Source organism: Sphingobacterium ginsenosidimutans (genome assembly GCF_039536865.1).
Taxonomy (GTDB): Bacteria; Bacteroidota; Bacteroidia; order Sphingobacteriales; family Sphingobacteriaceae; genus Sphingobacterium; species Sphingobacterium detergens.
The window spans coordinates 1,604,241-1,617,479 of the sequence record NZ_BAAAZK010000002.1; the positions used below are offsets into that span (position 1 = coordinate 1,604,241).

15 protein-coding genes are annotated in these 13,239 nt (G+C 40.7%); 5 read left to right on the top strand and 10 right to left on the bottom strand.

The annotated features are described in order from the left end of the window. The 3 genes from ABFX33_RS06625 to moaCB are packed head-to-tail and all read left to right on the top strand — an operon-like array spanning nt 1 to nt 2,450. Nucleotides 1-1,107 carry a ThiF family adenylyltransferase gene (locus ABFX33_RS06625; RefSeq protein ID WP_346085039.1) on the top strand — a complete coding sequence of 369 codons (1,107 nt, stop codon included), beginning with the start codon at nt 1-3 and terminating at the stop codon, nt 1,105-1,107. Next, complete coding sequence (locus ABFX33_RS06630; RefSeq protein ID WP_346085041.1) at nt 1,100-1,540, top strand: molybdenum cofactor biosynthesis protein MoaE; 441 nt, start codon at nt 1,100-1,102, stop codon at nt 1,538-1,540. Before ABFX33_RS06625 ends, ABFX33_RS06630 begins: the two co-directional genes overlap by 8 nt. 1 nt (nt 1,541) lies before the next feature. Then, entirely contained in the window at nt 1,542-2,450 is a 909-nt protein-coding gene (moaCB, locus tag ABFX33_RS06635) for a bifunctional molybdenum cofactor biosynthesis protein MoaC/MoaB (protein WP_346085043.1), read from the top strand. On the opposite strand, the gene ABFX33_RS06640 is transcribed toward moaCB, so the two are convergent. The 7 genes from ABFX33_RS06640 to ABFX33_RS06670 all read right to left on the bottom strand — a co-directional run bounded on the left by ABFX33_RS06640 (nt 2,447) and on the right by ABFX33_RS06670 (nt 9,146). Beyond that, nucleotides 2,447-3,589, bottom strand: coding sequence for a cysteine desulfurase family protein (locus tag ABFX33_RS06640; protein ID WP_346085045.1), 1,143 nt, complete (start codon nt 3,587-3,589; stop codon nt 2,447-2,449). The genes moaCB and ABFX33_RS06640 overlap by 4 nt on opposite strands. An 89-nt stretch (nt 3,590-3,678) precedes the next feature. Further along, on the bottom strand, nt 3,679-4,167 hold the full coding sequence (locus ABFX33_RS06645; RefSeq protein WP_346085047.1) for a molybdopterin-dependent oxidoreductase: 489 nt from the start codon (nt 4,165-4,167) through the stop codon (nt 3,679-3,681). Then, nucleotides 4,167-5,288, bottom strand: a complete 1,122-nt coding sequence (locus ABFX33_RS06650; RefSeq protein WP_346085048.1) for a cytochrome-c peroxidase — start codon at nt 5,286-5,288, stop codon at nt 4,167-4,169. Before ABFX33_RS06650 ends, ABFX33_RS06645 begins: the two co-directional genes overlap by 1 nt. Continuing rightward, nucleotides 5,288-7,303 (bottom strand): TonB-dependent receptor plug domain-containing protein, encoded by a 2,016-nt coding sequence (locus ABFX33_RS06655; RefSeq protein ID WP_346085049.1) that lies wholly within the window; start codon nt 7,301-7,303, stop codon nt 5,288-5,290. The genes ABFX33_RS06650 and ABFX33_RS06655 overlap by 1 nt, the downstream gene beginning before the upstream one ends. A 147-nt stretch (nt 7,304-7,450) precedes the next feature. After that, nucleotides 7,451-7,867 carry a cupin domain-containing protein gene (locus ABFX33_RS06660; RefSeq protein WP_257088335.1) on the bottom strand — a complete coding sequence of 139 codons (417 nt, stop codon included), beginning with the start codon at nt 7,865-7,867 and terminating at the stop codon, nt 7,451-7,453. A gap of 91 nt (nt 7,868-7,958) precedes the next feature. Further along, entirely contained in the window at nt 7,959-8,399 is a 441-nt protein-coding gene (locus tag ABFX33_RS06665) for a putative quinol monooxygenase (RefSeq protein WP_257088334.1), read from the bottom strand. Between the two features lie 180 nt (nt 8,400-8,579). Then, nucleotides 8,580-9,146 (bottom strand): sugar O-acetyltransferase, encoded by a 567-nt coding sequence (locus ABFX33_RS06670; protein WP_346085052.1) that lies wholly within the window; start codon nt 9,144-9,146, stop codon nt 8,580-8,582. A 195-nt stretch (nt 9,147-9,341) separates the two neighbouring features. Here ABFX33_RS06670 and ABFX33_RS06675 point away from each other — a divergent pair, with 195 nt between their 5' ends. Continuing rightward, nucleotides 9,342-10,241: a helix-turn-helix domain-containing protein gene (locus ABFX33_RS06675; RefSeq protein ID WP_346085054.1), complete on the top strand. Its 900-nt coding sequence runs from the start codon at nt 9,342-9,344 to the stop codon at nt 10,239-10,241. Nucleotides 10,242-10,350: 109 nt separating this feature from the next. Here the strand turns inward: ABFX33_RS06675 and ABFX33_RS06680 are convergent, their stop codons facing one another. The 3 genes from ABFX33_RS06680 to ABFX33_RS06690 all read right to left on the bottom strand — a co-directional run bounded on the left by ABFX33_RS06680 (nt 10,351) and on the right by ABFX33_RS06690 (nt 12,036). Next, complete coding sequence (locus tag ABFX33_RS06680; RefSeq protein WP_346085056.1) at nt 10,351-10,887, bottom strand: dihydrofolate reductase family protein; 537 nt, start codon at nt 10,885-10,887, stop codon at nt 10,351-10,353. 64 nt (nt 10,888-10,951) lie between these two features. Continuing rightward, on the bottom strand, nt 10,952-11,707 hold the full coding sequence (locus ABFX33_RS06685; RefSeq protein ID WP_346085057.1) for a helix-turn-helix domain-containing protein: 756 nt from the start codon (nt 11,705-11,707) through the stop codon (nt 10,952-10,954). Nucleotides 11,708-11,841: 134 nt separating this feature from the next. Continuing rightward, a complete protein-coding gene (locus tag ABFX33_RS06690) occupies nt 11,842-12,036 on the bottom strand; it encodes a DUF3606 domain-containing protein (protein ID WP_346085058.1) in 195 nt (64 codons plus the stop codon). A gap of 394 nt (nt 12,037-12,430) precedes the next feature. Here ABFX33_RS06690 and murQ point away from each other — a divergent pair, with 394 nt between their 5' ends. Next, nucleotides 12,431-13,237 carry an N-acetylmuramic acid 6-phosphate etherase gene (murQ, locus tag ABFX33_RS06695; RefSeq protein ID WP_346085060.1) on the top strand — a complete coding sequence of 269 codons (807 nt, stop codon included), beginning with the start codon at nt 12,431-12,433 and terminating at the stop codon, nt 13,235-13,237. The last annotated feature ends 2 nt before the right edge of the window (nt 13,238-13,239 follow it).

A 13,239-nucleotide genomic window follows, 5' to 3' on the forward strand; every position in this document is an offset into this window, starting at 1 on the left:
ATGCAGAATGAACGGTATTCGAGGCATTATGCCCTCCCTGGTTTTGGTGAGTTAGGCCAACAAAAGCTGCAAGCTGCACGCGTGCTCGTCGTTGGCGCCGGCGGGCTTGGCTGCCCTGTACTCCAATATCTGACTGCTGCAGGGGTCGGAACTCTTGGTATCATAGACCATGATCATGTCGATTTGAGCAATCTGCACCGCCAGGTGCTGTATGATACTAACGATATCGGCCGAGCTAAAGCTGAGGTAGCAGCAGGTAAGCTCAAGCAGCAGAATCCTGAAATTGAGATCCACTATTGGGTGGAACAACTGCATTCGAACAATGTCGCAGATTTGATCCGTTCGTACGACCTCATCATGGATTGTACAGATAATTTTGCTGCAAGATATCTGCTTTGCGATGCTTGCCGTTTATTGGATAAACCCTTGGTTTTTGCTGCAATCTACCAATATGAAGGACAAATAGCTGCATTCAATGTAGCCGACAAAGAAGGGATAAAGACAAATTATCGGCATTTGTTCCCGACACCTCCCACGTCCTTGGAAGCGCCAGATTGTAATGTGGCAGGGGTATTAGGGGTATTGCCCGGTATGATCGGAATATTACAAGCAACCGAAGCCATCAAGTTATTAACTGGTATTGGTACCGCTTTGATTAATAAATTAATGACGGTCAATATGCTTGACAATAGCAGTTATATCTTTGAAATCCCCTTAACGACATCCCCAGAAACCATTTACCCACAAACTTTAGCTGAGTTGAGTGCGTTTAATTATGAGCAATATTGTGCTTCGGAGAGCCAATTTATACAGGCCATAGCTGCAAAAGAGTTTGTTGAAATATGGTCTGCAGCGGATGTTGTCCTTGTCGATGTACGCGATCCAAATGAACTTCCGCGTCTGTCACAGCCGCATCTATCCATTCCGCTTTCAACATTACCAGCACAAATTAAAAATATACATAACACACGGGTTATTTTTATCTGTCAGAGCGGAAAAAGGAGCCTGATAGCTGCCCAGTATTTTTACGAGCAGACAGATGCTGGACAACAAATATTCCATTTGGACGGCGGCATGATCGCCTTAGAAAACTATTTAAATGACTAAACAAAAAAACGACATATTTTTTCAAGGACCGATTCCGGCTACTTTGGTTGCGGAAGCTATCTCAAAGCACCATAATAAACCTGAAATTGGTGCACATAGCATCTTCCTGGGACAGATCAGGGCTGATCAGATCGATGGAAAAATCGTAAAGGCTATTGATTATACGACAAACCGGGAACTGGCCTTGCTAAAAATGGAGGAGATCCGCGAAGCAATATTTGATAGGTACCCATTAGCCTGTATGCATGTTTATCATAGTGAAGGTGAAGTACGGGTTGGCGAAATTTGCTTCTTTGTATTCACATCGTCAGCACATAGACGTGCAGCGATGGATGCTTGTGACGAACTTGTTGAACGCATAAAAAAAGAAATGCCCATCTGGGGGAAAGAACTATTTGAAGACGATACGCATCAATGGAAAATTAATAGATAATATGGTTGATATTACACATAAAAGTGCGACTTTGAGGAAAGCAATCGCAATGGCCACGGTACTTGTTTCTTCTGAAAATACCGTCAAGCTTATTGAACAGCGACAGGTTCCAAAAGGTGATATATTTGAGTTTGCACGTGCTTCCGCCTTACTGGCGATTAAGAAAACTGGCGATATGATCCCTGATTGTCACCCTTTGCCAGTAGAATATGCAGCAATCCGGTATACCATAGCGGGATTGCAAATTCATATTGAGGTTGAAGTACATACGATCTATAAAACTGGGGTGGAGGTTGAAGCCATGCACGGCGCCTCCGTTGCAGCGCTGGTTATTTATGATATGCTAAAGCCCATAGACAAGCAGGTGGAGATAGGTGGTATCCGATTACTTGAGAAAAAAGGCGGTAAGAGCAATGATTCCTTGCCTTGGGTCGCTGCACTTAAAGCTGCAGTCGTAGTTTGTAGCGATTCGGTAGCCCGAGAAGAAAAAGAAGATATCTCAGGCAGGCTTCTGTGCGATCTTTTGGAACAGCAAGGCTTGCACGATATTGCCTATGCGGTAATTGCTGACGAAACCAGCGCAGTACAAGAACGTCTGGAACACTATGGGCAAGCTGGTATAGATCTTCTGATATTCACGGGAGGTACAGGACTCTCGGACAGAGATATTACACCAGATGCTGTGGCGCCATATATTACCAAAAATATTCCCGGAATTATGGAAACGGCAAGACAATACGGACAGCTGCGTGTTAAAACAGCGATGTTGTCACGAGGTATTTCAGGATTTGTCGATCGCATGTTGGTGCTTACCCTGCCCGGATCACCGAATGGTGTACGCGAAAGTATAGGCGCATTATTTCCACAGGTGCTGCATGTCTTTCAAGTGCGGGAAAACGTTGGACATTAGGTCCTCAGCTTTTCGACAAGCTGTTTGATCCGCAAAATGGTCTGGCTGATTTCCACTTCACGCGTAAATCGGCCCAGGCTAAATCGAATGGACGATAAGGCATCCAAATCTGATAACCCCATGGCCTTGAGTACATGTGAGGGCCTTGAGGTCACTGCTGAACAGGCCGAACCGCTGGATACCGAAATTGTTCCTAACTGGGTAATCAGCTGCTCTGACAGCACGCCTGTAAAACAGATATTCGTCGTGTTGAAAAGTCTATGGGTTTTACTTCCATTTATAAATGTATCTGGTATGGCGAGAAGTTCGCTTTCAAGATAATCTCGGAGCTGTTCTACACGGGCTTGATCTATTTTTAAATCTTCGAGCGCAATTCGCAAAGCTGCAGCCATCCCAATGATGCCGGTTGTATTGACAGTTCCACTGCGCCAGCCCTGTTGCTGTCCGCCGCCATGGATTTGAGGTATCAATTGATCTTTAATTCGACTGGCGATATATAGTCCCCCGATCCCTTTCGGTCCATAAAATTTATGTGCTGAAAAAGCCATAAAATCAACATCAAGATGCTGGAGACTTATGTTCATTTTCCCAATCGCCTGTGTTGCATCACAAAGGACAAGTGCATGGCCCTGATGCGCTATTTCACTGATCTGTTTTATCGGTAAGATAATGCCCGTTTCATTATTCACCAGCATGGTACAAATTAACAGCGTATCTTCGCGAATACTTTCCTTAAGCAATCTGAGATCGAGCATGCCTTGAGTATCTACTTTTAGATAGGAAACTTCAAATCCCAATCGCTCCATAAAAGCACAGCTATCCAAAACAGCTCGGTGCTCTGTGGAAATACTGATGATATGTTTCTTGGACGAAAACTGGAGTCCTTTTAGGACCAAATTAATTGATTCTGTGGCCCCCGAAGTGAAAATGATATTTTTTGGCTGTGTACCCAGTTTATCAGCGATGTCTTCGCTCGCCTGATCCATAGCATCCTGTATGGTTAAACTAAATAGATGTGAACCACTTGGATTGGCATACTCCGTGCTAAAAAATGGAAGCATTTCATTTAAAACACGCTCATCTACCGGAGTGGTCGCATTATAATCAAGATAGATAAAGTTTGAGTTTACACTGTCCATTTATTTAATAGTTATTGATGCAGCATTGATTCTGTTTAAACATATTAAACATGTAAATCCATTGATGACCTCTCCGATCCCCGGAGAGGTCAATCTTTACCATAGCCCACAACCAGCTCGATGACCTGAAAACAGCTTCGTGCTGGTTTTTTCTCCCCGGGAACAACAAGTCTCAACGGACCTTTTGTGGCTTCCAACGGCTGCTGTTCAATCGTATCCGCAAGAATAACCTCCCTGTCTGTGAAACTGTTGTCAATTTCTGCCAGTGAAAGCAAAACTTCATAACCATCGGCACATTTCACCAACAGATATTTTGAAAGGTTTGCTCCGCGTAATTCTCCACCCAATGTGACTCCTGCCTTTTGAAGAATTGCATACACTGGCACTCCCGTATATTGATGAACTTTCCCATCCCGATCCGTCAATGCGGCATTTTTCCGAGGTAATTTTGTTAGATCCTGAAGCGAAAGTTCGAGTGGTGTACCGACTTCTCCCGAAACTTTTAATTTAAAAGCCTGCTGTGCATAGATGCTTGTGGTTAATAACAAAGCAGCCAGTAGTGTTCCAATTTTTTCCATTAGTTAAAGTTAACTTTTTTATTATTGTTTCCTTTTTCAAAAGGGTCAGAAAACCTCTTGTCTTGAATAAAAGTCGAATCTGTAAGCATGTGCAGGAATGCAATCAAATCCTTCTTTTCGTTTTTTGTCAAATTCATTTGACTATTTGCTGTCCCTCCAGATAAATTCTGTAAAAAGGGACTTAAATATTTGCTCTTAACCAGATGATCACTATAATGATCGACAACCTCTTCTAAGGTTTTAAATCGCGCATCGTGCATATAAGGTGCCGTGAGTGCAATATTGCGGAGCGTAACGGTTCGAAATCTTCCTTTGTCATAGTCCTGACCTGTAATCGCTTCACGTCCAGGATCCTTATAAATGCTGTCCAAACCGTTATTCATATACAATTCACTATAGGTCTGAGGACCGCCATGACAGTGGCTGCAGGCCGCACTGCGGATGTTTCCTTGCGCATTGGGACGTCCATAGAACAAGGCGATGCCATTTACTTCGGAAGCTGTAGGTTGATATTTCCCCTGTAAATAACGATCGTATTTTGAATCCGCGGAAATCAGCGTACGCTCAAATTGTGCCAGGGCTTTAGCGATTCTGTCTTCCGTAATCTTTGTATCTCCAAAGGCTCGCCCGAATTTTTCGCTGTAGATGCCTAAGGCTTCAAGTTTACGGATTGAAATGGCTATCGGTTGATTCATTTCGTGAATATTTAAAAGGGGTTCTTTCACTTGTACCTCCAATAATTTTGCTCTTCCATCCCAAAAGAGATTTCTTGTCCACAGGAGATTCACCAATGCCATCGTATTACGTTGCTGTGGCGTACCGTTGGCGCCTTGGCTAAAGTCTTTGCCATCGGTAAACGCCAGTTCCTGCCTATGGCAGCTGCCACAGGATATTTTGTTTCCTGCAGATAATGCCTTTTCATAAAACAGCATCCTTCCAAGGCTCACACCTTCAACCGTAGCGGGATTATCATTTGGTATCAGGTAACGATTACCGAAATAGTTAGGATAGATCAGTTGATACGGCTCGGGTTTGAAAAAATCAATCGACATCGCAGCATTTAATGCTATCAATACGCTACCTAGAATAATCAGGCAAAAGATATATTTCAATCTATTCATTAAAGACGATAAATCAAATTAGCAAAGAAATTTCTGCCGGCTTCCGGATAGCCTTCAACAAGAGCATAATTGCGGTCAAATAAATTATTGACACCGGCCTCAATTGAGAACCATTTCCAAACATGAGCTGTGGCACTCGAACCAAAAACAGCAAATGGTGAAGTAGCAACCCCATATACTGTACTGTAACGCCCTGAATTGTATTCTCCATTTGCCTGAATACTTATTTTATTATGCCATGAGTATCTTGCATAGCCAAAAAGTTTGTCCTTCGGCACATCGGTAAGATAAACAGATGGATCTGTCAAGTTTTTACGCTTGATATACGTATAATTAGCCCCTACCAGCAAGCCTGAGACAACCTGATAATCGACGCCGACTTCAACGCCCATATTCTGTGTCCTGCCCACATTTTGCAATTGGCTTAGCCAGATGTCACCTGAAGCATTTTGAGCCACATTGGGCACTGACAAAATCGTATTGTGAATATCGCTACGAAATACAGAGGCAATAAAACTCAACCTATTATTCAGGAACTTTCCTTTGTAGGATAGATCATAGTTAATAGCATACTCGGAAGCGAGATCCGGATTAGGGATAGCCGTCCCCAATCGATAGGAGTAACGGTCCTTGGTGGTTGCAAACCTCGTTTTTCTAGCAACCGAAAGACTAATTAAATTTTCAGCATTCACACTATATTGCAATGCTCCCTGTATATTCACTGCATTATTCCGATTTGACGGATAGTCTGTGATTTCCTTACTGCTGCTATTATAGTCCTGCGCCTTTATGCTCGAACGGCTATTAAAACTTAATCCAGTCAGGAACATTAACTGTCTGGTAAGATCCAATTGGTTTTCAACTCCGACACTAAATGTGCCATCTGACATGGTCCTACGTGGTTCGCCAACATTATTTTCCCGATGGACATCCTGCTTATATTGAACACTAGCCTGTAAACGATCAATCCGACCAAAATTTTTCCCGTATTCTACGATCCCACCAATCGTAAAATCATTATAGAGACTAGTAAACGCATAAGGTTTGCTGATCGTTGTATAAGTCGCATCATCATATGAATTGAGCTTATTGATAAATTGATCATAATAAAACCTGCTTCGGATATATTGCGTTGTGTCAATGGAGGTATTTGAGAGAAAATATAGACTTTGTTTATCCCATTTTGGCCATTGCCAATAGCGCGGTTTACTAAAAAGGCTATTACGCGTATCCTGGCCCGCGTATACAGGTGAACCTTTTGAACCGTGCTGGTATGCATAGCTCAAAGCATATTCAGAATTGTCTGTAGGTTTATAGGCAACTTTTAAACTGATTTTTTCATCGTCTGTATAAGAATTATCCCTGTGACCACCGTCTTCGTTTGCTACGGACACGAAGTCTTTTGATAGCGGAATATAATTTCGCTTATATTTAGAAATTCCGGTCTGCACATAGAATTTACCAAGGTTGCTACCGATGTTAAAATTACTACGATACCCACCAGATTGCCAACCGGTAGCACCGTTGACTTCAAATGGTTTTATAGGTTTTTTAGTGATCAAGTTAATTGCACCACCCATTGCATTTGGTCCATAATTGACAGAAGTATATCCTTTAGCTATTTGTACCTCTGCCAAATCAAAGGTGAGAAATCGACCAAGATCAACATATCCGTCATAGGGAACATATACCGGAATGCCGTCGATTAGCACTGGAACGCTTCTAAGATCAAAACCACGTATGTATAGCATTGTTTCATTACGTGGACCGATCTGGGATTGTGAAATACCGGGAAGTAGATTTAATGCTTTGGCTACATCGTTTTTAGCAAAAGACTGGAACTGATCTGACCTTACAGCATTAAAGATAGGACTGTTTTTATTTCCATAAATGGTAACTTCACCCAGGGTGAATCCATTTTGTGTAGAATCAACCGATATTTTCGTTTCAGATTGAGCTACAACGCAGTTCATTCCAAACAAAAGCATACTTAATGGTAGTATAATCTTAATCATTTATCTTAAATGTATGTATATTAAATCTAAAGCTTACACAAAGAGTTCTATTGGTTTATCATTTGATTAAAGATACTAAGAACCTGCTTTTTATTTTTATACATATCACTGATATTTCTACCATTATCACAGAATTCACTCAACCGATCATTTCACGACTTCCAAATATTCTTCGTCAGTAACTGGTTCCAGCCAAATATTCTCGTTTGTTTGCGGATTACAGGCTACACCGATATGTGAAAACCAGCTATCGGGTGCTGCTCCATGCCAATGCACTACATTCGGCGCTATCTCCACTACATCTCCGGGATTTAATCGGCGGGCTTCTTTTCCTCGCTCCTGATAATACCCTACACCACCGACACAAATAAGTATCTGACCACCTGTGTGCTTATGCCAATTATTCCGGCAGCCGGGTTCAAAAGTAATATTGTTCATTGGAACATTCAGGTCCTTGTTATGCGTAAGCGGTGCGTTCCACGATTTTCCGCTAAAATATTGTGCATAGCCTGTGTTTTCATCTCCCAGTGGGAAATCACTGTTTTTTGGTACTGTTGTATCCATTTTATTTGATTTGATTTTATCTGACTAAATGCCTGTGTACAAGCAAACAATTCTGGATTTGTAAACCTCAATTCAAGACAGTAACAGATCGCTAATTTTTCAGTTTTCTAAAAATCTGACTTGCTGTTTCCATATCCAACGCTTCCATATCCACAAGTTTCAATGATTTGACCATGTGTAGCGTACCAGTCTTATACTTTTCGAAATGTTCGGTTTTCAAATGTGCCTGATAGGCTTGCTTGTCTTTGTACATTTCTAGTATCCTTACCTGTGTCGGGCTGTCCTTTTGGAACATCGGGAAGATAGCGATAACACCTGCTTCAAGCCTTACGGATGCCTCGGCCTCCACTTTGAGTATCTCCTTATACTTTTCCAAATGTTCAGGATGTATCTCAATTTCTGAAATCCTTACCATGATTTCATTCTGTTGCCCCTGAGCAATGTTTGTCATGCAAAAAAATGTTGCCGTTACAAGTAAAACCTGAAACGCCCGTCTCAGCGAAATACGGTATTGAAAAGTATTCTTAGTCATATCACGATCTGTTTAATATCTTTTTTATTTGGGAAATAGCATAGCCTGTGTTTTCATCTCCCGTTTGGAAACCACTGATTTTTGGTACAGTAGTCTCCGTTTTATTTGATTTTATCTAACTGAATGCCTGTGTACAAGCAAACAGTACAACAATTGTTAGGATAAGATGTTTCATTTAGCTTAGATTGATTTAATAGTTTTTGCCGGTACTCCGCCCACTATCGTATTGTCGGGAACATCCTTTGTTACTACCGCACCTGCGGCCACTATGGCATTTTCGCCGATGGTGACGCCCGGCAGAATGCATGCATTTGCACCGATCCAAGCGTTCTTTTTGATATGAACACTCCCTGGAACAAGAGACTGCCTATCCGCCACGGCTATGGGATGCCCTTCCGATAATATACTGACTTTAGGGGCAATGAGCACATTATCTTCAATCGTGATACCTCCCAAATCCAGGAAGGTGCAGTCAAAATTGATAAATACGTTTTTACCTATGCGGGTATTTTTACCATAATTGATATAGAGTGGGGTAAAGACGGTAACGCTTTCATCGATCGTGCTGCCCGTTATCTGGCTTAGAAAACTTCTAACTTCCGCGGGATCAGTGCTGTTGTTCATCTGAATGAGCAGCTCTTTTGTCGCATGCGCGGCTTCAAGCATCTTATAGGCTTGCGGATCATTGGACGATATCGTTTCTCCATTTCGTAAGCGCTGAAAAATGTCTATGACGTTTGATTCCATGTATTCATGTAATTTAAAAACACACCATCATAAGGAAGGAGAGTTTACTTCCAAGATGGTTATACAAATTTCAGCTTTTAAGCAGATTGATCTTTTATACAGGATACGGATTTATTTACCAGTTTTACAGATTCAGCCTGATCATAGTAAAAACAGGTTCAGGTTTAGTAGATTTGAGTTCTAATTTCTTGTGTTATGGAACAGGTAGAAAGATATGATACGGTCAAGCAGTACAATGACAGTATGGGAGTGGACACCCTGCACCCCCTTGTCAGTGTGGTAAATTTCAATGAAATACCAACGGTTCAAAATTTCAGGCGTTATATGGGCATTTACGCCGTATTTTTGAAGAATATTAAATGCGGTGACATGCGGTATGGATGCCAACCTTATGACTATGAGGATGGAACACTCGTATTCGTGTCCCCTGGCCAAATTTATGGGATTGACAGAAAAGGTATCGCCATAAAACCATCTGGATATGGGCTGGTTTTTCACCCCGACTTTATAAAAGGAACCAACTTGGGAAAGAATATAAAAAATTATACTTTTCTTTCTTATGAGGTGAATGAAGCCCTGCATTTATCCAAAAAGGAACGTAAGACCATTGTGGACTGTATTGAAAAAATAGCGGAAGAGATTAACCAAAATATTGACAAGCATAGCAAAACGCTGATTGTTTCCAATATTGAACTTTTGTTAAATTATTGCCAACGCTTTTATGACCGGCAGTTTATTACACGTAGTAATGTCAATGGCGATATTTTGGTACGGTTTGAAAAATTAATGAATGATTATTTTAAATCAGATAAAGCGTTTGTGCTAGGACTTCCATCTGTAACTTATTGTGCCGATGAACTGCATCTTTCACCTAATTACTTTGGCGACCTTATCAAAAAGGAAACTGGCAGTACAGCATTGGATTACATCCAATCCAAACTCATCGATGAAGCAAAAGAACGCATATTTGATAGGTCCAAAAGCATTAACGAAATCGCCAGTGCGCTTGGCTTTAAATATCAGCAGCATTTTACCCGTCTTTTCAAACAAAAAACAGGTGTTACACCGAATAAGTATAGAAATTTAAATTCTTAGATCGTTAAGGAGATTTCGTGGCGACACATAAAATAGTCAAAATTGTCCGTATTAACTGGCCAATGAATTCTGAAATCATATGATCAAAGCCTCCGAAATCTCCATCCATTTATCTTTTTCTTACAAAATGATTTTGAACGATTGAATTTAGAAAGATTTTTGTACCTACAGCTTCAAACTTCAACATTTCAGAAAGATTTCCGAACAAAGGAATTCCTTCCCCTAGCAGATAAGGAATCAGGGTAATAATCATCTCATCAATCCGGTCTTCTTGCAAAAAGCCCTGAATGGTCTTTCCCCCATCGATATACAGGTTATGATATCCTTTTCCATGAATTTCAGCCAGTACATCGTTTAGGCAGCCTTTGACAAGAGAAGCTTTATCCCTGAATTTTGCGGGGATCTCCATCATACTGTCGCTTAACACAAAAACATGCTTATCATAATACCATTCGTCAAAACCACAAACCACTTCAAAGGTATTGCGGCCCATGACCAGCGCATCAATCTGTGCAGTAAATTCCTTATAGCCCATATCATCCTGCTCGGGATTCGGTATGGAAAGCAGCCAATCGATTTCTCCGTTCCTATCGGCAATATATCCGTCCAGACTGGTGGCAATGAAGACTTTGTTTTTCTGATTCATTTTTATGTATTTAAAGTTATATCACAAAATTAAATCCTTCGACACCGTTAAAATTGTACAGAATTTACCCTGCTCCAAATTTTGAAAATTCTTTTGGAGTATAACCACTGAATTTTTTAAATACCCTAATAAAATGAGACTGGTCATAGAATCCAGCGTTTAGCCCAATGTCAGTCAATCGTTCCGGCGAATTGTTCTGAAGCAATATGACCGCTTTATTCACTTTGTAAAGGTTCAGATATTCACTGGGAGTCAAAAAATAATGCTTTCTGAATTTCTGAATGAAACTTTTCTGCGAAATAAGCAGCAGTTTACTGAAATCCCTCAGCATTCCCTTTCCTGCCATTTCAGTAGCCAGATGTGCTTCGAACCTCATCAGGTGAGGGTCGGTATTTACAGTTTCGAATACCCTCAACAAACATTTTTCGGCTTGGGCAAAATCAGGATTCTCGGCAGTAAAAAGACAGTCAAATAAAACCGCAGCCACTTCTTCCAAAGATGAGCTCCCTAATTTTGGGAGCAGGATGCCATAGCAAAACGGTTTTAAAATTAACCCTATGCATGCGTAAGCTCCATGTGTTGTGGTCAGAAAAGGTCGATTTTTTAAACCCGATAGCACTTGAACTCCTGTACGACCGTTTATCTTTTCGGTATTGATGCCTCTGATATCGTAATCATCACCATAACTGAAAATAAGTTCGGTAAACAATGCAGCATGATGAACAAAATCCATGGTAAGATTAGGCGACTTTCCTACCCAGATATAATCTATAAATCCGCTGAGCGGATATTTTGGGCGGTAAGCTATTTCTTCAATCATTTCTATTGTTTCTGAGTAAGCCAATTGCAGTGATTCTATAGGAACAGATAAATATAAAAGTTATTTTCGAACTAAGCCCGATATGATTTTTAATGGTCACATCCTGCAGCCATATGAGATCTTGAAGGAAAGTGCTAAATTCTATACCATACAATTTCGTTTTTAAGAAATGCCTCTATTTTAGCCCGATCATTACCAACTGCTTCTACAGCCATTTCAATTTCCTTTGGGCTAACGCCCAATTCTTTTGCCAGATAATCTACTTCATACTTTTCATTCAAAGCAACCTTACCGCGATCTTTTGTCCTCTTGTCTTTATTATCACCCATATCAGCTTTCTTTTCTAAAGAACAGTATGAAATAATAATCTTTGATTTTTTTTTATTTCTCCAAACATCATCTTTATCCGTCTGAAGTACGTTAGGTTATAATAACGCTGCAAGCCAATGATTTATTCAATATATCGAGCCCCCTTAATGATAATATGTCTATTTGATTGGAGAAATTAGTAGGACGAAGCATATCGCCAAGGATCAGGGTTGAATAAACTATAGCTACAAAAATAAATGGCTTACATCAAATAAAAGGGTAAATCAAAGCTAATTGATTTGCCCTTTTTTGGTATACCTTACAATGCAATAATCAATATGAAAAGAATTATCCCCAAGAGAGTGAGTAGTTTTTTTATTTTAGGTGTCTTAAAGGTAAATGACTACATGAAATATGATAAAATTGACTGAAAGTGCATCAAAATACAGCAATCTAGAAGAGTTAAATACTGCTGAACTGTTAAACTATATGAATGATGAGGACAATACAGTGCCACAGCTCGTAAAGAAAGCGATTCCACAGATTGAAATACTTGTAAATGAGGTCGTCAAAAAACTTAAAAACAATGGTCGGTTGATATATATTGGCGCCGGAACAAGTGGCCGGCTTGGGATTTTAGATGCATCCGAATGCCCTCCGACATTTGGTGTCTCAAGCGATGTCATTGTCGGACTAATCGCCGGTGGAGACACTGCTATAAGACACGCGGTCGAAAATGCGGAAGATAATAAGAGTACCGCGTGGGAAAGCCTCAAAAAAATAAATGTTTCAGATAGAGATTTTGTAATTGGCATTTCGGCATCGGGCTCGACGCCTTATGTATTGGCGGGATTGCAGGCAATGGCTGCCAGTGGTATCACAACAGGATGCATTGTCTGCAATGCCGAAAGTCAAATCGCGCAGACAGTGGATTTTCCGATTGAAGCGGTCACTGGACCTGAGTTTATCACAGGTTCGACCCGAATGAAAGCAGGAACGGCACAGAAACTAATTCTCAATATGATTAGTACATCAGCCATGATTCAGTTGGGCAAGGTCAAAGGCAACAAAATGATAGACATGAAGATTTCAAACGATAAACTGATAAAAAGAGGCGTACTTTTTATCATGGACGAACTCGGCTGTACGGAATATCAAGCATTAACCAATTTGCAGAAATACGGTAGCGTACGGGCTGTACTGGAACATTATAATGATTAGCA

Excerpts from the sequence above, each read along its gene's own strand:
- ABFX33_RS06675 (WP_346085054.1), top strand. The coding sequence starts at position 9,342 with ATGGAACAGGTAGAAAGATATGATACGGTCAAGCAGTACAATGACAGT.
- ABFX33_RS06680 (WP_346085056.1), bottom strand. The coding sequence starts at position 10,887 with ATGAATCAGAAAAACAAAGTCTTCATTGCCACCAGTCTGGACGGATAT.
- ABFX33_RS06640 (WP_346085045.1), bottom strand. The coding sequence starts at position 3,589 with ATGGACAGTGTAAACTCAAACTTTATCTATCTTGATTATAATGCGACC.
- ABFX33_RS06630 (WP_346085041.1), top strand. The coding sequence starts at position 1,100 with ATGACTAAACAAAAAAACGACATATTTTTTCAAGGACCGATTCCGGCT.
- moaCB (WP_346085043.1), top strand. The coding sequence starts at position 1,542 with ATGGTTGATATTACACATAAAAGTGCGACTTTGAGGAAAGCAATCGCA.
- ABFX33_RS06690 (WP_346085058.1), bottom strand. The coding sequence starts at position 12,036 with ATGGGTGATAATAAAGACAAGAGGACAAAAGATCGCGGTAAGGTTGCT.
- murQ (WP_346085060.1), top strand. The coding sequence starts at position 12,431 with ATGATAAAATTGACTGAAAGTGCATCAAAATACAGCAATCTAGAAGAG.
- ABFX33_RS06665 (WP_257088334.1), bottom strand. The coding sequence starts at position 8,399 with ATGACTAAGAATACTTTTCAATACCGTATTTCGCTGAGACGGGCGTTT.
- ABFX33_RS06655 (WP_346085049.1), bottom strand. The coding sequence starts at position 7,303 with ATGATTAAGATTATACTACCATTAAGTATGCTTTTGTTTGGAATGAAC.
- ABFX33_RS06650 (WP_346085048.1), bottom strand. The coding sequence starts at position 5,288 with ATGAATAGATTGAAATATATCTTTTGCCTGATTATTCTAGGTAGCGTA.
- ABFX33_RS06670 (WP_346085052.1), bottom strand. The coding sequence starts at position 9,146 with ATGGAATCAAACGTCATAGACATTTTTCAGCGCTTACGAAATGGAGAA.
- ABFX33_RS06685 (WP_346085057.1), bottom strand. The coding sequence starts at position 11,707 with ATGATTGAAGAAATAGCTTACCGCCCAAAATATCCGCTCAGCGGATTT.
- ABFX33_RS06645 (WP_346085047.1), bottom strand. The coding sequence starts at position 4,167 with ATGGAAAAAATTGGAACACTACTGGCTGCTTTGTTATTAACCACAAGC.
- ABFX33_RS06660 (WP_257088335.1), bottom strand. The coding sequence starts at position 7,867 with ATGGATACAACAGTACCAAAAAACAGTGATTTCCCACTGGGAGATGAA.
- ABFX33_RS06625 (WP_346085039.1), top strand. The coding sequence starts at position 1 with ATGCAGAATGAACGGTATTCGAGGCATTATGCCCTCCCTGGTTTTGGT.